This is a genomic window from Bacillus sp. FSL K6-3176, from assembly GCF_038003325.1.
Lineage (GTDB): Bacteria > Bacillota > Bacilli > Bacillales > Bacillaceae > Bacillus > Bacillus altitudinis.
On the sequence record NZ_JBBOOX010000001.1, the window covers coordinates 2,190,334 to 2,213,506 of the forward strand.

The following is a 23,173-nucleotide window of genomic DNA, read 5'->3' on the forward strand; positions in this document are numbered from 1 at the left end:
TTGTTATTTTTTCATCATCGCTTTACGTGCTGCTTTTTCAAATAAAAACGGGAATAATTGATACAATTTACTGCCAGCATTCATCCATCCTGGTAAATTAATCTCTCTTTTTTTCGTCATCATGGCGGATACGACCTTCCCTGCTACCTTGTCAGCACTGAGCATCATAAAATCAACATTTTTCACATATTCACCACTGCGGTCTGCAATGGTAAAGAAGTCTGTGGCAATCGGTCCTGGATTGACGGTTGTGACATGAATTCCGCTGTCTGCCAGCTCCATTCTGAGGCTGTTTGAAAATCCGAGAACCGCATGCTTTGATGCGGAATAGATGGCGGATTTAGGGGTGGCAATTTTGCCTGCCTGTGACGCAATATTGATAATATGTCCCTTCCCTCTTTGTTTCATCTCAGGAAGGACCTTTTTTGTGCAGGCAATTAAACCAAAGACATTGACCTCAAACATCGACACCATTTCTTCAATGGATGCGTCTTCGACGAGATCGAACACACCAAAGCCGGCATTGTTCACCAAAATATCAACAGCACCCACTTGTTGATAGGCTTGATCAATGTCCTCAAGCTGACTGACATCAAGCTGAACGATGTGACATACGCCGCCAGCACTTATAATCTTTTCTTTTACACCTGTGAGCTTTTCAATTCGTCTTGCCGACACAATGATTTCTGCTCCTTCGGCTGCTGCCAAGTACGCCATCTTTTCACCAATACCGCCTGAAGCACCTGTAATCCATATTCTCTTTCCTGTTAGTCGCCCCATTTATTTCACTCCTTCATTTGCTCGATAGTAGAGGGTTCCGTCTTTTTGCACTTCTTCAATATGTCCAGCCGCTAAAAGCACATCAAGCTGCCCGACTGTCTCAGACATTGTCAGAAATAATGCTTCTTCATACAGGCCCGGAAATAGGGTGCGACAAAGATGAAAGGCGGTCATTTCCTTTCGTTGAAGCAGCTGATACATCGTATTTGCCCGTTTTTCCTGTTTTTTAAATCTTTCTTCGATCAATTCGTGATGAGAGGTAATGAGCTGGCCATGCCCTGGATAAATCGCCTGAATGGGCAAATGCAATAAACGCTCGAGTGATGCTTTATATTGAAGCAGCGATTTTTGACGTTCTGTTCCTTTCACCGGCGCTTCCATTAACGGATTGGAAGAAATGGTCGTAAGCAGCAGATCACCTCCGATGAAATTCCCTGTTGTTTCATCTAAAAAAGAAAGATGAGATTGTGCATGTCCTGGGGTCTCCAGCACTTGGAAGTGCTCATGTCCCTTCAAACGATCGCCTTCTTTTATGACGTCATCGACATGTGCCGTACATGAATATGTATAGGACTGCCTCACCATTCTTTCACACTCACCTTGACGAAGCGGGACACCTAACTGCTGAAAAAAATCATTCATAAAATGGATTTGACGCTGTTTAAACGCTGCATCCTGACTAATATAGGGCTCATTCAACTCGTGTCCGATGACACGGACATGGGGTTTCATCAGATCTAAAAGACCGACATGATCTGCATGATGATGTGTCAAAACCACTTGATCAATATCATCTATTGATAAATGATGTTCCTTTAATTGCGTGACAAAGGCATGCTGCGCCTCTTGTGTCATCGGTCCGGAATCAACTAAGGTCACGGCATCGCCTTTTAATACATATGCATGGACATCCCCCACCGCAAACGGTGTAGGGATGGATAATTGAATCATTTCTTCTTTCACTTTTATACGTCATCTCCTGATTTTTGTCTCATAGATCATCCGAACTCACTCTTCTTTATTCATTGTATCTTGCAAAGGGCAGACTGTCATGCGGTTTAGATGATCAATTTTTTTATCTCTCCCTATTGACACAAACTTGTCCATCGTTGCATAATGAACAACAAATATAAGATGCGCGATGACAAGGATTAGTAAGCAAAATAATGATGCAAGAGAGTGAGGTCCGCCGGCTGTAAGACTTCACCATCCTCTTATTTGCTGAACCTGCCCTTTGAGCTGTTAGGCAAACCTAAACGTTTCCCGCGTTAAGGGACTAGAGCTGAGTATGTATGATTGCATACTAATTGAGGGTGGTACCGCGAAAAACCTTTCGTCCTTTGCAGACGAGAGGTTTTTTTATTTTCTACAAGGAGGAGCAGCTTATGAGTAAAATTGGATTTATTGGTGCAGGCTCAATGGCCGAGTCTATGATTAAAGGTCTTTTAAAGAGCGGCATTATGTCAAATGAAGATATCATTGTCACAAATAAAACAAATGAAAAACGATTAGAAGAATTACATGCACGTTATGGAGTCAAAACAGATTTCGCTCGTTCCTTTATTTATGAAGAAGCCGATATGCTGGTGTTTGCTTTAAAACCAAAAGATGCGGAAAGTGGCATTTCTGAAGTAAGGCCCCATTTAAAAGGACAGCTGATTATTTCTATTTTAGCGGGCATTTCTATTGAAACCATTCAGCATTATGCTGGCGCAAAAACGGCGGTGGTTCGTGCGATGCCAAATACATCAGCAGCCATACAACAATCAGCTACTGGCATTGCTGTCAGTGATGAAGTCACAGAGGCGCAAAAGGAAAAAGCAGTTCAGCTGTTTGAAACGATCGGTCATGTGACGGTTTTAGATGAATCACAGCTGAATGCGGTCACAGCCATTGCCGGCAGCGGTCCTGCCTTTATTTATCATTTGATTGAAGGAATGGAGCGAGGTGCATCGGAACTTGGGATGGACCAAGAGACAGCGAAATTGCTCATTTGTCAAATGATTGCAGGCGCTGCAAATATGCTTCAGGATAGCGGTAAGGAACCTGCTGAACTGCGCAAAGAAATTACGAGCGAAGGCGGAACGACAGAAGCAGGACTGAATACCCTTGCTTCCTATCAATTTGAAGAAGCGATTGTCGATTGTGTGAAAACAGCGACAAAACGTGCAGCAGAATTAAACGATATGTTTTCAGCGAGTACGTATAAGTAAGAGAGCAAAGCACCTGCCTTGATGACAGGTGCTTTTCATCTATCACTCGATGCTCTCATGGACATAATGGCTTTGATTTGATCGAGGTGATGAATTTCATGTAAAGCAATGGTTTCAGCTAATATTTGGACTGTCATCATCCCTTCTTCAGGATGGAGACCTGAAAAATCCCATGTATCCTTTTCTAATCGTTGTAGTGTTTTGTTTCTGCTCTCTTTTAAGCGCTCGATCAATGCACTGACCTCTTGTGCAGTATACGTTTCATAAGCTCTTTCCTTCACATATATCTCTGGATCATATGATGCGAAAAGCGTGTGCTCATTTGATATTGCCTGCTCTATCCGCTCTGACCAGACTTCTTCTGTATCATACAAATGTCCAACAATTTGTTTAATCGACCACTTGCCTTCCCCAATAGATTCATCTAATGTAGCCTCATCACATGTCCATACTAACTCCTCAAGCTTACGCAAACTCTCATGAAGTGATGTCATGATCTCTGTTTTTGTTAGTACTCCTGTTTTCACTCTCACAATTCCCCTTCAAATATATGTAAGTATCATTCTATATCATACTCTATTTCTTTAGACAGAAGGTGATTGATATCAAAAAGAAAAGCCCTATCATGACGATAGAGCTTTCACTTAATTCTTTTCTAATAAAGCATGAATTGTTGATTGTAAGAGCGACGGCAAAACGCCAAAAGAAAATGGGACATGCAGCCGTTCTGTCCATTTGTGCGCATCCTTTCCTAATGGACCAACGTTGATGACAGGAACGTTAAGAGCTTCTTTTTCTCCTTGTGGTAACGAGTAGCCTTTTTGGTATAGCGGCATGTTGGCTGTATAATCGTCTATATCTTGATTTTCAAGCTGTAAGTAGCTTAAATCAGATAAACCAGGAAAATATTTGACTTCTTCTACTTCAATTCCATAGATCTCTTTTGCTTCTCTTTGAATCTTCTTTAAGGTCGTTTGAATATGCAGATCGTTTGTTGAAGAAACAGATGGGTAAAATGGCGGACTATAAAACAACACAATCAGTGCTCCATCTTCCTTACAAAGGGTCGTCAGTTCTGATACAATTTTGGTTGAAAAATCACGATCCCCTAGCTCACCCCGGTTGGCAAAGGCGTAGTTGACAATTCGCTCGACCTCCTGCTTGCCGGATCGTTCAGCAGCTTTTTCGTACAACTCATGATACGTTAACACCGTGATGTTTGTATCAATGGGTGTAAAATGTTTAAAGCGTTGAAATGCAGCGGTTTTCTGTTTGAGATTGGCTTCGATTTGAGCTGCTGCTTGTTTCGCAGTTTCATAGAGGAGCCCGTGAAGCTCTTCACTAGAGCGGTTCATCATCAGCACATTAAATAAAGAAACAGCCGTGTGAGGCGTTTGAACAGAGTAAGCTTCTTTCAAATCCTTTTGCATCAAATTGGTCGGAGGCGGTGTCACTTCACCATCTACTTCCTCACAATAATCACTATTCAGTTCTAACAGCCTGTTTAATTCAGATACCATAAAATTTGCATTTAATCCTGAGAAGGGCTCACCTACATGTGTTTCAATTCCTTTGCAGAAAAATCCCGCAAGTACCTTCCCTATACTACCTGTATAGATGTATTGGTGCGCATCCCCGGGATACTTTTCAAACATCGGCTCACTGTTTAAACAAGCGGTATACTCAAGGTCATACTTCTGCTTGAGCTCCTTTAGTTTCGGAACAGCCTCCAGCATCCCCTGTGAATTCACTTCTTCATCTGGCACTGTGACGAGTAGAATATTTCCTTCAAACCTCCCCGCCATCGCTCTTTCCAGCATGGAAAGCTGGACAGTCAGGCCTGCTTTCATATCCATGGACCCTCGTCCAAACAGCCAGTCACCTGAAGCTAAATCCTCTCTTGCCCTTTTTGGAAGAAGTGCACTTTTTTGAGAAAAGGACGCCATTAACTCTTCGGGCTTACACGCCATATTTTGAAATTCTCCGTAATCCTCTGTATCGACGACATCAAAATGGCTGAGGAGTAAAACAGTACGTGGCAGCGTACTTCGTTTGACAAGTGCCGTTAAAAAATACCGGCCATCTTTCATTGGATGCAAAGCCAAGTGATCAGGGTGCTGCTCAAAATATGGACGCTCCCTCAGCAAGTAATATAAATATTCCGCTAATGCGACTTCTCCCGTTGTACCAGATATGCTTTCATACTGCATCAGAGCTGTGAGTAGCTCCTTTAGTTCACTTTCCGTTTGCCATTTCATCCGTTTATCCCCCTTTGATGTCCATATCTTTCATTATACAAAATCATGTACAAAAGCTATATGGTTTGAGCACCTTTTATGACGAATGTTTGAATGACTGTTATAATCGGCTATACCATTCTATGAGGAGGCGAAGGTAATTGGAAACAAAGCTTTTTTCACCTTGGACATTAAAAGGTGTCACACTCAAAAACCGCATCGTCATGTCCCCGATGTGTATGTATTCATCCTATGACCGTGATGGAAAATTACAGCCTTTCCACTTTGCACATTATGTTTCCCGTGCGCAAGGTCAGGCCGGATTAATTATGGTCGAGGCAAGTGCTGTTTCACCTGAGGGAAGAATTAGTGATCAGGACCTCGGAATTTGGAGTGATGAGCACATTGAAGGGTTTGCCTCATTAAACGAACAAATCAAAGCGTACGGAACAAAAACCGCCATCCAGCTAGCCCATGCAGGACGCAAGGCTGAGCTAGATGGTGACATTCTTGCTCCATCCAGCATTCCATTTGACGAGCAATCTAAAACACCTCTTGAGATGTCTATCGATCAAATAAAAGACACCGTTCAGGCGTTTCAAGATGCCGCTGTCCGCGCCAAGAAAGCTGGATTTGACATCATTGAGATTCATGGTGCGCATGGCTATTTGATTAACGAATTTCTCTCACCGCTTGCCAATCACCGGACAGATGAATATGGCGGTTCACCAGAAAATCGTTATCGCTTCTTGAGAGAAGTGGTTGATGCAGTCAATGAAGTGTGGGATGGACCATTATTTGTCCGTGTATCCGCTTCTGATTACACAACAAAAGGACTAGATATTGCAGATTATATTGGCATTGCCGCATGGCTGAAAGAGCAAGGAGTCGATCTAATTGATGTGAGCTCAGGCGCTGTGGTGCAAGCCAGCATTAACACATTCCCCGGCTACCAAGTCACCTTTGCTGAGAAAATAAGAGAAGGTGCCGGCATCCAAACAGCCGCTGTCGGTATGATCACATCTGGTATACAGGCCGAAGAAATTTTACAAAATCAGCGTGCTGACTTGATCTTTATCGGCAGAGAATTTTTACGGGATCCGTATTTCCCAAAAACAGCCGCTAAAGAGCTTCGTACATCCATCGAAAGCCCGCGCCAATACGATCGTGCTTGGTAACATCTCTAAGCAAAAAGGTGTCTATTTTTTGAAATAGGCATCTTTTTTGTTTTTAAGAGAAACATCTTTGCCTTTTGTGCCGTCTTTTAGCTAAAGAACCACTTAGAGGAGATGGAAGAATGAACTCGGCATTGATTGAAAGAACGTATCATATAGATGGACATCACTTTTATACAAAGCATCGTCAAGGGAAAAAGGAAGCCACCATTATTTTTGAAGCAGGATATGGAATTTCAGGCGATACGTGGGCGAATATCGCTCGTGATATTGACCCAGAGCTTGGTGTTTTCTTATATGACCGTTTAGGTAATGGAAAAAGCAGCGAAAGCAAAGAAGGAAGAACTTTGCATGATCTTGCGGATGATTTAGATACACTCTTACATCAAGCCAATATTCAGCCGCCATTTCTCATTGTGGCGCACTCATTTGGCTCTCTTGTCAGCCGCTTATGGGCAAGCCGCAGAAAAGAAGATGTTATCGGTATGGTCCTTCTAGACCCAGCAAGTGAGGAGCAAGAGCAGGTCATTCTGCCGCTCTTATCAAAGGAAGAACGCACTTCATATATGACGCAGTTCACAGCAGAATGTACACATGAGGACTTTGAGCAAATGCTGCGTACGACCAAAGAGGAGCAAACGCATTATGGGATGATGCCCCTTCTTGTCATTTCATCAGGCAAAAGCCGCTTGTTTCATCCAGCACATGAAGCTTGGCTCAGGCTTCATAAACGAATGCTCACATTGTCATCCCAAAGCGGATGGATTCAGGCGCAGAACAGCTCGCACTATATTCATCACGATGAACCACATATTGTGCAGCTTGCGATTTATGATGTATGGTGTGCAGCAAAACAGCCTGCCACTTATTATCAAACAGCTAACTAAAAACAAAAACTCCTTGACCGGACATCAGTCAAGGAGTTTTTTTCGTTATACCGTTGGTGCTGATTGACTTTTCTCAGACAGCAGCTTTTCAATGCTGACAAGCTGAACGCATAACGTAAAGATGTCAATCGCCTGCTCTAGTTCTTCAAGCGTTGGGAACGTTGGCGCAATACGGATGTTACGATCAAGCGGGTCGTTTCCATAAGGATATGTCGCCCCTGCACCTGTTAGTGTAACACCGGCTTCTTTCGCTTTTTGCACAACAGCTTTTGCACAATGATCGAGTGTATTTAAGCTAATAAAATATCCGCCATTTGGTTTGTGCCACTCAGCGATGCCTGTTCCACCAAGCTTTTCATCAAGGATCGAAAGAACGAGGTCAAATTTCGGCTTAATAATCGCTGCATGCTTTTTCATATGTTCCTTCAATCCTTCTGGATTCTTGAAGAAACGAAGGTGTCTTAATTGATTGATTTTATCTGGCCCAATGGTTTGAACTGATAACTGTTTTTGAATAAAGCTGACGTTGTCCTGACTAGATGCCATCAGTGCAACACCCGAGCCTGGGAACGTAATTTTAGAAGTAGAGGCGAACATAAACACACGGTTTGCATGTCCTGCTTTGTCTACTGCTTGAAAAATATCTTTTAACGTATCAGGCGTATCTGTTAGATGGTGGACTGCATAGGCATCATCCCAAAAAATACGGAAGTCGTCTGCTTTTGTCTGCATGGAAGCAAGACGGTCGACAACCTCATCTGAATACGTAATGCCGTCAGGGTTGCTATATTTCGGTACACACCAAATCCCTTTGATGGCTTCATCTTCTGCAACCAATTTTTCTACCTGATCCATGTCAGGTCCATCCGACTTCATATCTACCGTAATCATCTCTATGTTAAAATGCTCACAAATGGCAAAATGACGATCATACCCTGGGCTTGGTGCTAGGAATTTTACCTTTGGAAGCTTGCCCCAAGGTGTTTTGCTGCCATATACGCCGTGAGTCATGGCACGGGCAATTGTGTCATGCATCATATTTAGGCTAGAATTACCGCCAATGATGATTTGTTCTGGCTTCAGATTGAGCACACTTGCAAAAAATTTCTTTGTTTCAGGAAGGCCTGTCAAGCCGCCATAGTTTCGCACATCTGTACCATCCTCAGCTGTCATTGCATCCTTTGATGTCACAACATCGAGCATGCCCATAGATAAATCGAGCTGTTTTGGTGAAGGTTTCCCTCTAGACATGTCTAAGTGTAAGTTTTTACTTTTGTACGTTTCATACTCTTTTTGTCGTGCTGCATATAGGTCATTTAATTCTGCTTCACTTAACGCTGTAAAACCGCTCATCTTTGATTGTGCCTCCCGTATTCTTCATAGTGTAATTCGTCATTTGTTTTTTCTTCACCATTTTACCACTACCTGAAAAAGAGCGTCATCATAAATATCAAAAAAATCACACAACTATTTTTGACGATTCATCCAATTTTTACAGGGTACGGTCAATAGGAAAAGAAAAGAAATCATGTGCAGCTTCAGTCAGCGGGAATATATCGCGGGCTTCTTTGAGTAATTGTTTCATTGACTCTTCCCCTTGGTACCGTGCACTAATATGAGTCAAAATCAGTCTTTTTGCGCCTGCTTCCTGCGCTGTTTTTGCTGCCTGTTCTGTCGTACTGTGATAATAATTATAGGCTAGTTCTGCATCTTCTTTCCCAAATGTTGCTTCATGGACTAACACATCCGCATTCTTGGCAAGCCTTGTTATATTCTCGCACAAACGGGTATCTCCTGAAAATGCAACGATTCTCCCTTTTTTAGGGGGTTCCAAATAATCGGTTCCATCAATCATTCTTCCATCTTCGAGTGTAACGGTTTCTCCATTTTTCAACTTCTGATACAAAGGTCCAGGTTTTACACCGATTTTTTTTAGGTCTTCGGCTTTTAGTGCACCGGGTACATCTTTTTCCACGACCCGATAACCGTAAGCTGGGATCCCATGAGACACTCGTTTTGCTTCTACTTGAAAGGTATCATCTTCAAAAACGATCCCTTCCTCTATTTCTATGATATGCAGCGGATAAGTCAAATGCGTTTGTGTCGCTGAAAGTGCCGCGTTTACAAAAGCTTTAATGCCGCTTGGACCATATATCGTCAATTTATCCTCTCCGCCTTGAAAGGACCTGCTGCCAAGCAGACCCGGGAGACCATATACATGATCACCGTGCATATGCGTGATAAAGATCTTCTCAATTTTTCTTGGTTTAATCGTTGTATGTAATATTTGATGCTGCGTCGCTTCTCCGCAATCAAAAAGCCACACGGCTTTTCTCTCTTCTAAAAGCTTCAGCGCAGTGCAAGTGACGTTTCTTGTTTTTGCAGGAATGCCTGCACCTGTTCCTAAAAAGAGCAGTTCCATTACGATTTCCTCCTACAGCCGGTATACAATCTCTTCATTCATATAGAATACATGAAGACAGGATAAATGTGAATTCAGCGGAATTTTTGAAAAAAGTCAAACTTGGGCAGAAAAAGTCGAATCAAATGTTTGCTTTACGAACAATGAACCTTTAAAATAAAGAAAATGTACATACATTCTCGGTTTTTACAACAATGCTACGAATAAAGTGAGGTACTTTTCGTGAATACAGAAACTAACTATCCAAAAGCAGTCATTGTCATCTTTGGCGCAACAGGAGACCTTGCAAAACGCAAGCTCTACCCTTCTATACATAGACTTTATCATAGCGGAAAGCTTGGAGATCAATTCGCTGTTGTAGGTGTTGGACGTCGTCCTTGGTCTCATGAAGACCTAAGAGCTGTGGTAAAAGAATCGGTCTCTTCTGATGATGCAGAAGCAAAAGCAGAGGAATTTATTTCTCATTTCTATTACCATGATTTTGATGTTTCAAGTCCCGCTTCCTATCAAGCACTGAACACACTTCTTTCTGGTCTTGAAGATACATACAGTATCCCGAATAACCGGATGTTCTATTTAGCGATGGCACCAGAATTCTTCGGAACCATTGCGAAGTTTTTAAAAAGCGAAGGCGTATCAGAAACGACTGGATGGTCTCGACTTGTCATTGAAAAACCGTTTGGTCATGACCTGCCTAGTGCCAAAACATTAAATGAAGAGATCCGAGATGCATTTACAGAGGATCAAATTTATCGTATTGACCACTACCTCGGTAAACAGATGGTGCAAAACATTGAGGTGATTCGTTTTGCGAATGCGATCTTTGAACCGCTTTGGACAAACCGCTATATTTCAAACATTCAAATCACATCGAGTGAATCATTAGGCGTAGAAGACCGTGCGAGATATTACGAGAGTTCTGGTGCACTGAGAGATATGGTACAAAACCATATGCTTCAAATGGTTGCACTACTAGCCATGGAGCCGCCGATTAAGCTCAATACAGAGGAAATCCGTAGCGAAAAACGGAAAGCATTGCGTGCGCTTCGTCCTTTCTCGAAAGATGAAGTGGATCAATTCTTTGTCCGCGGACAATATGATGCAGGAACGATTGATGGCAATATGGTTCCTTCCTATCTTGAAGAGCAAAATGTGGACCCAAACTCCAACACAGAAACATTCGTTGCAGGAAAACTTCTCATCGATAACTTTAGATGGGCCGGGGTACCATTTTACATTCGTACAGGAAAACGTCTAGAAAAGAAATCCACTCAAATCGTGGTGCAATTTAAAGACATTCCGATGAACCTGTACTACGGAAACGGGAATGCCATGCATCCAAACTTACTTGTGATTCACATTCAGCCAGACGAAGGCATCACCCTTCACCTGAATGCTCGCAAGCTTGATGGCGGAACGTATGCTAAACCAATTAAGCTTGACTATCAAACAAATTACAACGACATCATGAATACACCAGAAGCGTATGAAAAGCTGATTCATGACTGTTTGCTAGGTGACGCAACAAACTTTGCCCACTGGGATGAAGTGGCACTGTCTTGGAACTTTGTTGATCCAATTTCAGAAAAATGGGCTGAAACCAAAACGTTAAAACCAAATTACCCTGCTGGTTCTATGGGACCAAAAGAAGCAGATCAGCTTCTTGAAAAAGATGGATATCACTGGTGGAATATATAAAATCAACGAAAAAAGAGCAGTCTCCCGATTGAGGGGGTTCTGCTCTTTTTTTAAAGTCGTGTTTTCGTAATTTCAACCGTTGAAAAATCAAATTTATCATAGCGATGATGGCTAAAGGAATATTCAAACGGCCGACCTGTGTTTAAATAAGCCACCTGCTCCACTTCTAGCACTGGATCCGTAGGGTCACAGCCTAAATATTGCTGATCAAGCTGATCTGATTTAGCCGCTCTAATTTTTTTGTGCGCTCCTGCCACTTTTAAATGAAGTGTGTTTGTAATGTAGCTATAGATAGACCCCAATAAAACCTCTTCATCTATTCCTTTAATGACATTGACAGGCATAAAGGTTTTTTCTAATACATATGGCTCTTCTTCCACCAAACGGAGCCGAATAATGTCATAGACGGGTGTGCTTGAGTCAATGGATAAATGAGCTGCCACCTCTTCACTTGGAAAATGCACATCAAAGCGAATGATTTGGCTCGTCACGTTTTTATCTGCCATCACTTTCGTGAACCCTTTATTTTCATGACCTGATACGTTGATCGCACCTTGATTTAGCGCTGCCTTCACAATAAATGTGCCATGACCTCTTTTTCTAAAGAGCAGACCTTCCGCCACTAAAAGATCGAGCGCACGCTTCATCGTCATTCTGCTGCATTTAAATTCAGCGGCAAGCGAGTTTTCATCTGGAATGGGTTGATCTTCTGGATAATATGCTGTTCCTATTCTTTTTCTAATTTCTTCTGAAATGAGTTCGTACTTTGTCATCTCACACCACCAACTGACTTGTTTTTTCATATCCTATTATAGCGCTTTCTAGCCTTCCTCTCATTCTACACTAAGCCTAGTGCGCTTAAAAGGTTCGAGCCACTTTCATTTCAACCCTTTCATCTTTACATAAGAAAAATACTTGCCCTTTTCAAGGAAAGAGCAAGTATCTTGATTAGAAACCATTATTCTCTGAAACCGATTGAAACCAGTAGCCACTTTTTTTGATGGTACGTTTCCCGTCTTTCTCAAGGTCCACTGAGACAAATCCATAGCGATTTTTATAGGCATTCGACCATGACCAATTATCCATAAACGTCCACAGATGATAGCCTTTTACATGACTTCCTTCTTGAATGGCTTGATGCACCCATTTAAGATGCTCAGAAATAAAATCAATGCGGTAATCGTCATGAATCATTCCTTCTTCATCCTGAAACCGCTCTTCTCCTTCGACACCCATTCCATTTTCAGAAATAAAGCATTCAATATTCCCATAGTCTGTCTGGACTTTTTTCAATATATCGTAAATACCCTTTTCATAGATTTCCCAGCCGCGGTACACATTCATTTTTCTGCCCGGCATTTCAAAAGAATCGAAATAATGGTCTGGCATAAATGGTGCATCAGGGTGAGGCATATGTTCCTTTGCTTTCACTCTTCTTGGCTGATAATAGTTGATGCCGAGAAGGTCGATCGTGTTCTCTTGAATGAGTTCAAGGTCTCCTTCCTCCATAGCCGGCATCAATCCTTCTTTCTTTAACACGTCCACTAGCTTTTCAGGGAAATGTCCTTTCACAGCTGGATCTAGGAAGGACCGGTTAAAGAAGGCGTCAGCCATCTCAGCTGCTTCGACATCCCGCGGATTCTGGCTTCGCGGATACGAAGGAGTAAGGTTGAGGATAATGCCTATTTTCCCATCCTGCTTCATCTCTTTATAAGCCGCAATGGCCTTAGCATTTGATAAAATCTCATGAAATCCAACTTGCACTGCCTTTTGGAAATCAACTTCGTTTGGATAATGGAAGCTATACATATATCCACCCTCTACAGGAACAATCGGCTCGTTATGGGTAAACCATTTTTTCACCCGGTCGCCAAAAAGCTGAAAACACAATGTCGCATAGCTGACATAATCGTCTACGACCTGCCTGTTTACCCATCCTCCCGTCTCCTGAAGCGCCATTGGCATATCAAAATGATACAAGTTCACAAATGGTTCAATGTCACTCGCTATCAGTTCATTGATCACATCATTGTAAAAAGCCACAGCTTCTTCATTAACAGCCCCTTTTCCCTCAGGTAAAAGGCGTGACCATGAAATAGATAGACGAAACGAGTTGTGCCCAATCTCCTTCATGAGGCGGATATCCTCTTTGTATTTACGATAAAATTGCGAGGTCACGCCTGGACCGACGCCCTGAAAAAAACGATTCGGCTCTTTTTCAAACCAGTGATCCCAAATGTTTGGTCCCTTTCCATCTCCTGGATAACTGCCTTCTGTTTGCGTAGCAGAGGCAGAAGATCCCCACCAGAAACCTTCTGGAAATGTATATGATTGACTGTTAGTTTCCATCGACATGTATTGAGTCTCCTTCACCTTTGATGTTTGTTTGTTTCGTTTTTTCTGTCGTGACTATTTTTTCATTTTTCACATTCATACGATCAATAAATTTTAGGAACGGGAACCAAATGACAAACACAATCATTAAATTAAACAGCTGAAGCAGACCGCCCGCTAATGAATTCGTTGCCATGACTCCGCTAATAAAGATCGGTACTGTCCATGGAATATTCACGCCTGTCGGAGGCGGCACAATACCTGCGGCCATCGCAAAATAAGAAATACAAGTAATCACCATTGGCGCCAAAATCCATGGAATGAGAATAAGCGGGTTCATCACAATCGGTAAACCGAAGATAATGGGTTCATTGACGTTAAATAAACCTGGTCCTAAGCCGAGCTTTGCTACTTGTTTCAATTGCTTACTTTTAAGAAAAATTAAAATCGTAAACACAACAGCTAGCGTCATACCGGTTCCACCCATACCCACTGTGTAGATTTCGATAAACTGCTTGCTGATGATGTTCGGTACCTCACCTGTTTTTGTGTAGCTTTCTAGATTTTGAATGGACAATGTATTCCAAATCGGGTCCATGACAGAGTTGATAATAATTTGGCCGTGGAGCCCAAAGAACCAAAGAATTTGTATAAAGAAAATAGCGATCAAGGTCGGAATAATACCGCTTCCAAGTCCGACAAGCGGCGCCTGAATCGCATTGTAAATCAAGTCATGCATGTTGGTTTTGAACCCTTGTGTAATGATGATATTGATGAGTAAAAAGGTTGTGAGTGTCAAAGTAGCCGGGATGAGTGCAGCAAAAGACTTAGAAACAGCTGGCGGAACCCCTTGCGGCATATTGATGACAAATTTCTTTTGGACAAAATAGCGATAAATTTCAGCCGACAAAAAGCCTGTGATCATTCCAAGGAACATTCCCTTTGCGCCCAAACGATCGACTGGGATGACGCCTGCAATGGATGCACCGCCCTCTTGTTCTAGTAAAAATGGCGTAAGAAGCAGAAAAGAGGCTAAAGCGATCACACCGCCAAAGACAGCTTCCACATCATAGCTTTTCGATAAATAGTAGCCAATCCCAAATACAACAAACACACTCATAATGCTGATGGTCGCACTAGGTGCAATATTCAGTGCAGACTGAACACCTTCCAGTGCTGTTTGACTCATGATCTTATCTAAAAATGGCAAATTCATTAATACGACCATGATGGAACCAAAAATCGTTAATGGGAACGCAAGCATAAAGGCATCCCTTAATACCCCTAGATAGCGATTGTTGTTCAATCTCCCAGCAATCGGAACCAAAATCGCACTTATTTTATCAAACATTGGTTTCCCCCCTTGTTTACACCCTTTATTGTTTCAGTGATTGCAATATCGGTAAGAGCTCTCCCACAAGCTCTTTTATCGTCATCGTTGACATGAAATGATCTTCGGCATGCATGAGCAGCAAGGAGAATGAAATCGTTTCTCCGCTTGCCTCTTGCTGTACCATTTGAAAATGGATATCATGTGCATTCCGCAAGTCATCTTCCGCTTCTTTGAGAAGGTCAGATGCTACTATTTCATGACCTTCTCTAAATTGTTTAAGAGATTGAAGCAATTTGCTTCGTGCATTTCCGCTGTGTAAGATCAATTGAAAACTGATTTGTTCTTCCGTGAGTCCTTCGAGTGTTTTCTTTTCCATCCTTTAAGATTCCCCCATCAATGAAACCGCTTGTTCATACGCTTTTTGTCCATCTGCTAGCCCATACGCCTGCATATCGATGACCTCTACTTCAATCCCATATTTTTGAGCTTCTTTTTGAAGATCCCCTTTTAAAAAGCTCATTTGCGGTCCAATTAATACAACATCGGCATGTGCCATTTCTTTTTTCGCTTGGTCTTGTCCGACTGCCCAAATCTCTGCTTCTTCCCCTATAGACTCAGCATGTGCCTTCATCTTTGTGACTAGTAAACTCGTAGACATACCTGAACTGCATGCTAATAAAATACGTTTCATTTCTCTCACCCCATTGTTGTAATAAAAGCGCTTCCAGTTAATATTATATATTTTTATTTTTAAATGTCTAGACATTTAATTATATATGTCTGTATTTTATTTTAAAAATGACCGTATCAATACTCACAACAAGCTTTCAGAACAAAAAAGATCTCATCCAGATATGAACGAGACCCCTTTTCTTTTAAAAAATACTCTCCGAATGAACCATAAAGTAGCTTCTTCTTCTGAAGACAGTCTTTGAGAACTTTGTTAAAATAAGTGCTAATGACTTAGCTCATTCAAAAACCCAATTTTTCATCCCATAAATCATGAGAAGTAACTGCCCAGAGATGGAAACAGATTCTATTCCCACTCAATTTGATGGATAGGTAAACGTCTTTTGCTGCTACTTTTCGAATCTATTCATATCTTTGCAATCAAAAGGAGTGGATATCATGGCAGTCACTCATTTGTGTGAAGCCTGTAAAAGAAACGAGATTGATGTTGTAAAAATTTCTGATGAACCAGCTCAGCCTTATCGATTATGCAATGATTGTCACAGGCGGCTCTTAACCTATTCTTTACGGCCAATTGAATGGTATCACTTAGCGATCATCCACTCTCCAAAGAAATTTTTATTGCACGATGATTTTTATGAAGAAGACGGAGAGGCTTGTCAGCCAGAAGAAGATGTATTGGTCACAGCAGAAGAGAAAATACCCACATTACAAGCGGTTCAACATGATTTGGAGTCTTTATTAGATTTCTCAATCACAAGATGGTTTCTTCAATACGATGTCATCAATGCCCTGAAAAAACACGATACACAAAAAATGTTGATGTCTGTAAAAGCTAGATTTTATGGAACGGAAAATCATGAAGTCAAATCAAGAATGCTAGAGATCGCAGCTGATGTTTTAGGTACTGCAGCTTCGGATTGGGTAAGAGAGCTTTGGGAGAATGATGCCGATAAATTTTTTCATCCGCTTTCTTGGGCAGCAGCCAGTAGTTTACCAGCCGAGGAAGGAATGAGACGTATTTTTGATCAATTGAAATGTGTAAGTGAAAAGGAATTGCCAATGATGGCTCTCTCCAGCCTATATCGTTTCCGTTCACATCACATACTTGATTGGATGGAGTCTCATTGCTCCTCTTTTAACGACAGTTGGGGCAGGTTGGCATCAGCATGCTTTCCAACATGGCTCAGAATGAAATCTTGGCTAAACAAAGGAAGACCTTTCAGTTTAATTGCACTCGATACAATGGCGAACTGTCTAGCAGTTAAAAACGATCCATTTATCGAGGAGTTATCACCTAAAATACTTCGTACAGATATCAATGAAATAGAACCCATTTTATATGATTATCTTCAAAAAGATGGCGTTCCTCGTGTCAAAACGAAAGTAGGCATCATCGTGAAGAACAAAGAAGCCATATTTGAATAAGCCGATTAAATGGATAAAAGCGTGTGCAATGTTTATGCTCACGCTTTTCACTAGCATGACAACATACTAGATCATAATTTGATGTTGTGTTATCCTCTGAGCCCAGCCCGTGTTCATCACGATTATCCTTTTCCTGCTTGGAATCCCGGGTACTTGGTCATACCGCCGTCTACATATAACGTCAACCCTGTCACATAGCTCGCTTCTTTTGATGCAAGCCAGACAGCACATGCTGCCACTTCTTCAGGCTTTCCGATATAGCCAATTGGTATCAGCTCAATGACGCCCTTTTTCAATGCTGGATCATCAAATTTTTCGGCATTGATGGGGGTATCAATTGCACCTGGTGCAATACTGTTTACGCGAATTTTTTTAGGGGCATATTCTAGTGCCAGCGTTTCTGTCAAAAGCTTGGCGCCTCCTTTACTTGCTGCATAATGGACGAAATGAGGCCACGGAATTTGCTGATGGACCGACGACATATTAATAATCGACCCCTCGATCCCATGTTCTGTCATATACTTTAATGCATCACGGCAGCCTAAAAACATACCTGTTAAATTGGTAGACATCACTTTGTTCCAATTATCTAGCGTCATTTCAGTTGAAGGAACTTCATTTTCAATTCCTGCATTATTGATCATGACATCAAGACTGCCATATGTATCAACAGCTTGATCAATCATCGCCTTCATATCCTCTTCTTTTGATACATCCCCTTGAATTTTGACAGCCTGTCCGCCACTTTTTTGAATCTCAGCAATCGTGTCGTCCGGGTTTTCTTTATCGGAGAAATAATTGATCACTACATTGGCTTTTTCTTGTCCAAACCGGCGCGCCATCGCCTGACCTATCCCTGTACCTGCTCCTGTGATGAGAACTGTTTTTCCTTCCAAATCTGGATACATTCGTTTAACCTCCTATTTTGTAAAACCTAGCAGCACACCACCTGCGATAATCATCAAGCAGCCTGCAATAACAAAGCTTGTTTTAGATGCTTTCTCTTTTAATAAATAAATACCGCCTAAAGTCGAGATGACAATTCCTGTTTGAGACATGGAAAAACTTACTGCTACGCCAATGAGCGGAATCGCCAAGAGAAGCCCTAGATTTCCTGTCGACCACACAAGACCAGCAATGATATTTCTGAATGTATATTTGCTAAACGGGTCTTGCTTTAGACTAATCGCTAACGATGAAAGCAGCATGCCGACAGATTGCGGAACGAGCGCAGACCAGCCATCTATATGAAACCATCTTAAAATGACAACATATCCGACGTAGCCTACGGTTGAGATGAGCAAAATGATGATTCCCTTTTTAAAATTGCCGCCTTCGTTCCCGCCACTCTTTTTTTGACCAAGTGATGTCATGACAACACCAGCAATAATAAATAAAATGGCACAAGAACCAATAAGTATGACCGTCATGGTTTGCCATTCTTTGAAGACGATGACACCAAATAATGTCGTGCTCACAAGCTGCATACCCGTTGATAAAGGAACAGCCTTTGACACCCCTAGAAAGGCGACACTTGAAAGCTGATTCATTTGCCCTATACTCCAAAAGATCCCAGAGATAACGGAAACCGCAAAAATAAGCGGTGTCAGTTCCGGCATTTTGATCAAATAGGCGCCGATTGAAAACAAAAAAGCGCCGAGGGTAATGCCGAGTGTTTGCTGATAGGCATTCCCGCCAAGTTTGACACTGATGAGAACAATACTTCCCCAAAATATCGCTGGGAGAAGTGCATATAAAATGCCCACTTCTATCCCTACTTTCTGTTCTTTTTTACTTAGCATCCCTCTTTTTCGGATTTTTAGCCGAATAGATGTAAACACAAAAAAGACCTTACCAAGGTAAGGTCTTTTGAGGTTTTATACTTATTTCATCCATTCAGTATGGAAGACGCCTTCTTTATCTGTGCGCTCATACGTATGTGCGCCGAAGTAGTCACGCTGTGCTTGAATTAAGTTAGCTGGAAGGACAGCTGTACGATAGCTATCAAAGTAAGCAAGTGCACTTGAGAATGAAGGAACAGGAACACCTTGTTCTACTGCAAGTGAAATCACTTTACGAAGTGATGATTGATAGCTTTCTACGATATCCTTGAAGTAAGGATCAAGCAATAGGTTTTTCAATTCAGGGTTACGGTCATAAGCTTCTTTGATTTGCTGCAGGAAGGCTGCACGAATGATACATCCACCACGGAAGATCATCGCAATTTCACCGTATTTCAAATCCCAGTTATACTCTTCAGACGCTGCTTTCATTTGCGCAAAACCTTGTGCATATGAGCAGATTTTACTCATGAAGAGAGCTTTTCTAACAGCTTCGATTAATGCTTGTTTATCTTCAGCTGATTGAGTTGGCTCAGGCCCTTGAATTAATTGACTTGCTTCCACACGCTCATCTTTCATCGCAGAAATAAAACGTGCGAAAACAGATTCCGTAATGATTGGAAGCGGGACACCTAAATCAAGTGAGCTTTGGCTTGTCCATTTTCCAGTTCCTTTTTGGCCGGCTTTATCTAAGATGACATCTACTAGTGGCTGGTTCGTTTCCTCATCCACTTTTGTGAAAATGTCAGCTGTGATTTCGATTAAGTAGCTGTCAAGTTCGCCTTTATTCCACTCTGAGAATACTTCATGAAGCTCCCCTGCTGATAAACCAGCGACATGCTTCAAGATAAAGTATGATTCAGAGATCAATTGCATGTCTCCGTACTCGATACCGTTATGAACCATTTTGACATAATGTCCTGCTCCATCTGGACCGATATACGTTGTACAAGGCTCACCATCTACTTTCGCAGAGATGGCTTCTAAAATTGGTTTCACTAGCTCGTGCGCTTCTTTTTGACCGCCAGGCATGATAGAAGGACCTTTAAGTGCGCCTTCTTCACCGCCAGAAACACCTGTTCCAATGAAGTGAATACCACTTTCCGCAAGCTCTTGGTTACGTCTTTGTGTATCCTTGTAATATGTATTTCCACCATCAATTAAAATGTCACCTTTCTCTAGGTGAGGAAGTAATGATTGAATGGTTGCATCTGTTGCTGCACCCGCTTTTACCATTAAAAGAATTTTACGCGGCGTTTCAAGCGATTGAACAAATTCTTCAATGCTGTATGTGCCTACAACGTTTTTCCCTTGTGATTCTTGAAGAAATTCTTCTGTTTTGCTGCTAGATCTGTTATAAACGGACACGGAGAAACCGCGACTTTCAATATTTAGGGCAAGGTTTTTCCCCATAACGGCTAGTCCAACGACACCGATTTGTTGTTTTGACATAATTCTGACGTCCCTTCTAACACACTATATTGATTACTGCTGAAATGATGTACCCTTTGAAATTACCACAACATCACCTCTTTTATCAAGTTTTCAGGCTAGTCATTTCCTCTTTCGTCCTGAAAAAAGTCTTTATTAAAACTTGTACCACTTGTTTTGCTCTCTTTTTCCTTAATGGTCACTCCTCTTTGGATGAGTGGTTTACCGTACTTTTCTTTCAGTCCGTCTAAAAGAGATTGGAGCGGTTCGTCTTTTGCATCTTCTGTATAAGAGAATAAATCAAGCTGCTTGACGGCTGATTTTCGTTCCACAAGATCGGTCCCCGTCACACCTAAAAGTCTTACTGGTTGGTCATTCCAATGCTTTAGGAATAGCTGCTTTGCCGCCTCAAATAGATCTTCCTTTCGATCAGTTGGATTCGTGAGTGTGACGCTCCGTGTGATATTTTTCCAGCTTGCATAGCGAATCATAATGAGCAGCCGGTTCGCCATCACTTCTTTTCTTCGTAATCTGGCACTCACCGATTGCGACAGTTTCTCTATTAATGAGACGAGTTCATCTGTATCATCCGAATCGTGAGGAAGAGTGGAAGAATTGCCGACAGATTTAAATTCGTATATTCTTTCTGGATCTACAATGCCGTCATGCTCTCCGTTTGCCTTTTGCTTTAACCTCGGTCCATTGATGCCTAATAACTCTTTCAGCGCATATTCATTCGCTTTTGCTAAATCTTCAATTGTATGAATTCCGATGGTTTTCAGCTTATCTGCCGTTTTCTGTCCAACCCCATGCATGTCACCTGCAGGGAGCGGCCAGAGCATTGTCGGGACATCTCGTTTACGCAAAATGGTAATGCCCATTGGCTTTTTCCAATTAGACGCCATCTTCGCTAGAAATTTATTCGGTGCAATGCCAATACTCGATGGAAGCATGAGCTCTTCTACGAGCCTCGTTTGAATATCATGAGCGGTTTTCACGGCATGCTCAGCATAAGGTGTATCGGTTAAATCAATATAGCCTTCATCAATTGAAACGGGTTCAACTAAGTCACTATATTCTCTTAGTATGGTAAACATTTCTTGTGAGGAGCTGCGGTACCGGTCGAAGTTGGGTGTACGCACAATCAGTCCCGGACATAGCCGCTTCGCTTCCCAAAGTGGCATCGGCGGCTTCACCCCGAGTGCTCTTGCCTCGTAGCTGCAGGTTACAACTATGCCTTTGCGCTCTTTTGCATTTCCGCTAATGGCTAAAGGTTTCCCTCTCAAAGAAGGATCATACGCCATTTCTACCGATGCATAAAAACTATTCATATCAATATGAAAAATGATTCGCCCCTTCTTTTGAGAATCAGCCATTTGCTTGCCTCCTTAGGTGATCTACTTTCCTTCACTTCACCGTGATTTCACCTGTTTGTTCCATTAGACATTTCATATGGTGTATAGTACACTGTGAGTAATGAAATGGATGTGATAATCATGATTATTGATACATTCAATGAAGTCTTTTTCCTTGTTGAATTCTTTACGATTATTCTTCCAGCGCTGACCGCCATCGGTATTGCTTTCTTATTAAAAGACTGCCGAATGAACGAGCACCTCGGAGGACATCGTTTAGAAGAGTTGGATGCATCTTGTTTGAATCGAACAGACTTTCTGTTTATCATATATGATCGCATTACAACTTGGATTAGTAAAGTCATTCGAATGAAAAGATCATCAAATGATGATGAAGACCATTCGCTTCCTCTCTCTTATTAGATTTTATTATTGAGGAGGAAACGAATTGAAACGTTTATTGACTATTTGTACGACTTTATTTTTGATGATGGTAGCGTCACCGGCATTTGCTGCGAGTGCGCAAACAAATACAAGCTCTGATGGGTTTTTCCATCATTATTTTGTTCAGCCTTTTTCTGAGTTGATTATCTGGCTTGCGAACTTTTTCCATGATGACTACGGTTTATCCATTATGTTCGTGACATTGATTGTCCGGCTGCTTATTTTCCCGCTTTTTGCAAACCAATTTAAAAAGCAGAGAGTGATGCAAGAGAAAATGGCACTCGTTAAACCTCAGATTGACCAAATACAAAGCAAATTGAAAAAAACGAAAGAACCTGAAAAACAAAAAGAACTGCAAATGGAAATGATGAAAGTATATAAAGACAACAATGTGAACCCGCTGGCAATGGGCTGTCTGCCGATGCTGATTCAAATCCCAATTGTTCTTGGCTTTTACTCGGCAATTCGCTCAACACCTGAGATCGCAACGCATTCGTTCTTATGGTTTAACTTAGGACAAACTGATCTTTTGGTGGCAATCTTTGCAGGGGCCATGTATTTCTTGCAATTTTATGTCACACAAAAATTCGCAAAGCAATCAGGCACCCAAACAGAAGCTGCACTGAAACAAGCAAAAATCATGGGCATGATTTTCCCAGTCATGATGCTGTTTCTATCAATTAATGCTCCCGCTGCTCTTCCTTTATATTGGATGACAAGTGGACTTTTACTCACCATTCAAACGATTATTTTAAATGTGATGTACCAAAAATCAAAAACAAAAGCTGCGGCAAACGATTCAATTAACCCAGCAGCTGAATAAATTATAGCCCCCTTACCTAAACATGATAAGGGGGCTATATTTGTCTTCTGTAGAGCGCAACAAATAAAGGATTCGTGAGCTC

Annotated in this window: 22 protein-coding genes and 1 other annotated feature; of the genes, 7 read left to right on the forward strand and 15 right to left on the reverse strand. The window is 41.7% G+C overall.

All coding sequences use genetic code 11. From position 1 onward, the window contains the following. Positions 1-3: 3 nt before the first annotated feature. Both MHB38_RS11330 and MHB38_RS11335 read right to left on the reverse strand, forming a co-directional pair. Entirely contained in the window at positions 4-780 is a 777-nt protein-coding gene (locus MHB38_RS11330) for an SDR family NAD(P)-dependent oxidoreductase (protein ID WP_007501086.1), read from the reverse strand. Beyond that, positions 781-1,743: an MBL fold metallo-hydrolase gene (locus MHB38_RS11335; protein ID WP_072367802.1), complete on the reverse strand. Its 963-nt coding sequence runs from the start codon at positions 1,741-1,743 to the stop codon at positions 781-783. It abuts the gene before it with no gap. Positions 1,744-1,912: 169 nt separating this feature from the next. Beyond that, positions 1,913-2,124: a binding site (T-box leader), on the forward strand. A 41-nt stretch (positions 2,125-2,165) separates the two neighbouring features. Here MHB38_RS11335 and proC point away from each other — a divergent pair. Next, positions 2,166-2,993: a pyrroline-5-carboxylate reductase gene (proC, locus tag MHB38_RS11340; protein ID WP_072367803.1), complete on the forward strand. Its 828-nt coding sequence runs from the start codon at positions 2,166-2,168 to the stop codon at positions 2,991-2,993. Between the two features lie 35 nt (positions 2,994-3,028). On the opposite strand, the gene MHB38_RS11345 is transcribed toward proC, so the two are convergent. Together MHB38_RS11345 and MHB38_RS11350 are read right to left on the reverse strand one after the other, a co-directional pair. Continuing rightward, entirely contained in the window at positions 3,029-3,520 is a 492-nt protein-coding gene (locus MHB38_RS11345) for a DinB family protein (protein ID WP_116307118.1), read from the reverse strand. 117 nt (positions 3,521-3,637) lie between these two features. After that, the gene (locus MHB38_RS11350; RefSeq protein WP_046527206.1) at positions 3,638-5,251 is read right to left on the reverse strand and encodes a M20/M25/M40 family metallo-hydrolase; all 1,614 of its coding nucleotides are present in this window, start codon (positions 5,249-5,251) and stop codon (positions 3,638-3,640) included. A 140-nt stretch (positions 5,252-5,391) separates the two neighbouring features. Between MHB38_RS11350 and namA the strand changes: the two genes are divergently transcribed. Both namA and MHB38_RS11360 read left to right on the forward strand, forming a co-directional pair. Further along, positions 5,392-6,408 carry an NADPH dehydrogenase NamA gene (gene namA, locus MHB38_RS11355; RefSeq protein ID WP_035390757.1) on the forward strand — a complete coding sequence of 339 codons (1,017 nt, stop codon included), beginning with the start codon at positions 5,392-5,394 and terminating at the stop codon, positions 6,406-6,408. Between the two features lie 119 nt (positions 6,409-6,527). Beyond that, a complete protein-coding gene (locus MHB38_RS11360) occupies positions 6,528-7,292 on the forward strand; it encodes an alpha/beta fold hydrolase (protein ID WP_017367554.1) in 765 nt (254 codons plus the stop codon). A 45-nt stretch (positions 7,293-7,337) separates the two neighbouring features. Here MHB38_RS11360 and MHB38_RS11365 read toward each other — a convergent pair whose 3' ends face one another. Beyond that, a complete protein-coding gene (locus MHB38_RS11365) occupies positions 7,338-8,645 on the reverse strand; it encodes an aminotransferase class I/II-fold pyridoxal phosphate-dependent enzyme (RefSeq protein ID WP_017367555.1) in 1,308 nt (435 codons plus the stop codon). Between the two features lie 139 nt (positions 8,646-8,784). After that, complete coding sequence (gene rnz / locus MHB38_RS11370) at positions 8,785-9,714, reverse strand: ribonuclease Z (RefSeq protein WP_035702824.1); 930 nt, start codon at positions 9,712-9,714, stop codon at positions 8,785-8,787. A gap of 222 nt (positions 9,715-9,936) precedes the next feature. Between rnz and zwf the strand changes: the two genes are divergently transcribed. Continuing rightward, entirely contained in the window at positions 9,937-11,412 is a 1,476-nt protein-coding gene (gene zwf / locus MHB38_RS11375) for a glucose-6-phosphate dehydrogenase (RefSeq protein ID WP_135226719.1), read from the forward strand. A 50-nt stretch (positions 11,413-11,462) separates the two neighbouring features. Here zwf and MHB38_RS11380 read toward each other — a convergent pair whose 3' ends face one another. The 5 genes from MHB38_RS11380 to MHB38_RS11400 form a co-directional block, all read right to left on the reverse strand. Further along, entirely contained in the window at positions 11,463-12,185 is a 723-nt protein-coding gene (locus MHB38_RS11380) for a GntR family transcriptional regulator (protein ID WP_017357941.1), read from the reverse strand. 175 nt (positions 12,186-12,360) lie between these two features. After that, positions 12,361-13,767 (reverse strand): glycoside hydrolase family 1 protein, encoded by a 1,407-nt coding sequence (locus MHB38_RS11385; RefSeq protein ID WP_035390766.1) that lies wholly within the window; start codon positions 13,765-13,767, stop codon positions 12,361-12,363. Further along, positions 13,751-15,097: a PTS cellobiose transporter subunit IIC gene (gene celB / locus MHB38_RS11390; RefSeq protein ID WP_007501108.1), complete on the reverse strand. Its 1,347-nt coding sequence runs from the start codon at positions 15,095-15,097 to the stop codon at positions 13,751-13,753. The genes MHB38_RS11385 and celB overlap by 17 nt, the downstream gene beginning before the upstream one ends. 25 nt (positions 15,098-15,122) lie before the next feature. After that, positions 15,123-15,455, reverse strand: coding sequence for a PTS lactose/cellobiose transporter subunit IIA (locus tag MHB38_RS11395; protein ID WP_007501110.1), 333 nt, complete (start codon positions 15,453-15,455; stop codon positions 15,123-15,125). Between the two features lie 3 nt (positions 15,456-15,458). After that, positions 15,459-15,770: a PTS sugar transporter subunit IIB gene (locus MHB38_RS11400; RefSeq protein ID WP_017367558.1), complete on the reverse strand. Its 312-nt coding sequence runs from the start codon at positions 15,768-15,770 to the stop codon at positions 15,459-15,461. Positions 15,771-16,207: 437 nt separating this feature from the next. Between MHB38_RS11400 and MHB38_RS11405 the strand changes: the two genes are divergently transcribed. After that, a complete protein-coding gene (locus MHB38_RS11405) occupies positions 16,208-17,197 on the forward strand; it encodes a hypothetical protein (RefSeq protein WP_125590470.1) in 990 nt (329 codons plus the stop codon). 122 nt (positions 17,198-17,319) lie between these two features. Here MHB38_RS11405 and MHB38_RS11410 read toward each other — a convergent pair whose 3' ends face one another. From MHB38_RS11410 to MHB38_RS11425, 4 genes are all read right to left on the reverse strand, one after another. Further along, the gene (locus MHB38_RS11410) at positions 17,320-18,105 is read right to left on the reverse strand and encodes an SDR family oxidoreductase (RefSeq protein ID WP_008342255.1); all 786 of its coding nucleotides are present in this window, start codon (positions 18,103-18,105) and stop codon (positions 17,320-17,322) included. Positions 18,106-18,117: 12 nt separating this feature from the next. Beyond that, the gene (locus tag MHB38_RS11415) at positions 18,118-18,963 is read right to left on the reverse strand and encodes a GRP family sugar transporter (protein WP_024718904.1); all 846 of its coding nucleotides are present in this window, start codon (positions 18,961-18,963) and stop codon (positions 18,118-18,120) included. Positions 18,964-19,080: 117 nt separating this feature from the next. After that, complete coding sequence (gene gndA / locus MHB38_RS11420) at positions 19,081-20,490, reverse strand: NADP-dependent phosphogluconate dehydrogenase (RefSeq protein WP_008342251.1); 1,410 nt, start codon at positions 20,488-20,490, stop codon at positions 19,081-19,083. A 98-nt stretch (positions 20,491-20,588) separates the two neighbouring features. Continuing rightward, on the reverse strand, positions 20,589-21,845 hold the full coding sequence (locus MHB38_RS11425) for a DNA polymerase IV (protein WP_007501120.1): 1,257 nt from the start codon (positions 21,843-21,845) through the stop codon (positions 20,589-20,591). A gap of 120 nt (positions 21,846-21,965) precedes the next feature. Between MHB38_RS11425 and MHB38_RS11430 the strand changes: the two genes are divergently transcribed. Then, positions 21,966-22,247 carry a hypothetical protein gene (locus MHB38_RS11430; protein ID WP_008342247.1) on the forward strand — a complete coding sequence of 94 codons (282 nt, stop codon included), beginning with the start codon at positions 21,966-21,968 and terminating at the stop codon, positions 22,245-22,247. 25 nt (positions 22,248-22,272) lie between these two features. Further along, on the forward strand, positions 22,273-23,091 hold the full coding sequence (locus tag MHB38_RS11435; protein ID WP_007501121.1) for a membrane protein insertase YidC: 819 nt from the start codon (positions 22,273-22,275) through the stop codon (positions 23,089-23,091). Positions 23,092-23,173: the final 82 nt, after the last annotated feature.

Coding starts and splice junctions, on each gene's coding strand:
- MHB38_RS11330 (WP_007501086.1), bottom strand. CDS start 780: ATGGGGCGACTAACAGGAAAGAGAATATGGATTACAGGTGCTTCAGGC.
- proC (WP_072367803.1), top strand. CDS start 2,166: ATGAGTAAAATTGGATTTATTGGTGCAGGCTCAATGGCCGAGTCTATG.
- MHB38_RS11350 (WP_046527206.1), bottom strand. CDS start 5,251: ATGAAATGGCAAACGGAAAGTGAACTAAAGGAGCTACTCACAGCTCTG.
- MHB38_RS11360 (WP_017367554.1), top strand. CDS start 6,528: ATGAACTCGGCATTGATTGAAAGAACGTATCATATAGATGGACATCAC.
- MHB38_RS11365 (WP_017367555.1), bottom strand. CDS start 8,645: ATGAGCGGTTTTACAGCGTTAAGTGAAGCAGAATTAAATGACCTATAT.
- rnz (WP_035702824.1), bottom strand. CDS start 9,714: ATGGAACTGCTCTTTTTAGGAACAGGTGCAGGCATTCCTGCAAAAACA.
- MHB38_RS11380 (WP_017357941.1), bottom strand. CDS start 12,185: ATGACAAAGTACGAACTCATTTCAGAAGAAATTAGAAAAAGAATAGGA.
- MHB38_RS11385 (WP_035390766.1), bottom strand. CDS start 13,767: ATGTCGATGGAAACTAACAGTCAATCATATACATTTCCAGAAGGTTTC.
- celB (WP_007501108.1), bottom strand. CDS start 15,097: ATGTTTGATAAAATAAGTGCGATTTTGGTTCCGATTGCTGGGAGATTG.
- MHB38_RS11395 (WP_007501110.1), bottom strand. CDS start 15,455: ATGGAAAAGAAAACACTCGAAGGACTCACGGAAGAACAAATCAGTTTT.
- MHB38_RS11400 (WP_017367558.1), bottom strand. CDS start 15,770: ATGAAACGTATTTTATTAGCATGCAGTTCAGGTATGTCTACGAGTTTA.
- MHB38_RS11405 (WP_125590470.1), top strand. CDS start 16,208: ATGGCAGTCACTCATTTGTGTGAAGCCTGTAAAAGAAACGAGATTGAT.
- MHB38_RS11410 (WP_008342255.1), bottom strand. CDS start 18,105: ATGTATCCAGATTTGGAAGGAAAAACAGTTCTCATCACAGGAGCAGGT.
- gndA (WP_008342251.1), bottom strand. CDS start 20,490: ATGTCAAAACAACAAATCGGTGTCGTTGGACTAGCCGTTATGGGGAAA.
- MHB38_RS11425 (WP_007501120.1), bottom strand. CDS start 21,845: ATGGCTGATTCTCAAAAGAAGGGGCGAATCATTTTTCATATTGATATG.
- MHB38_RS11430 (WP_008342247.1), top strand. CDS start 21,966: ATGATTATTGATACATTCAATGAAGTCTTTTTCCTTGTTGAATTCTTT.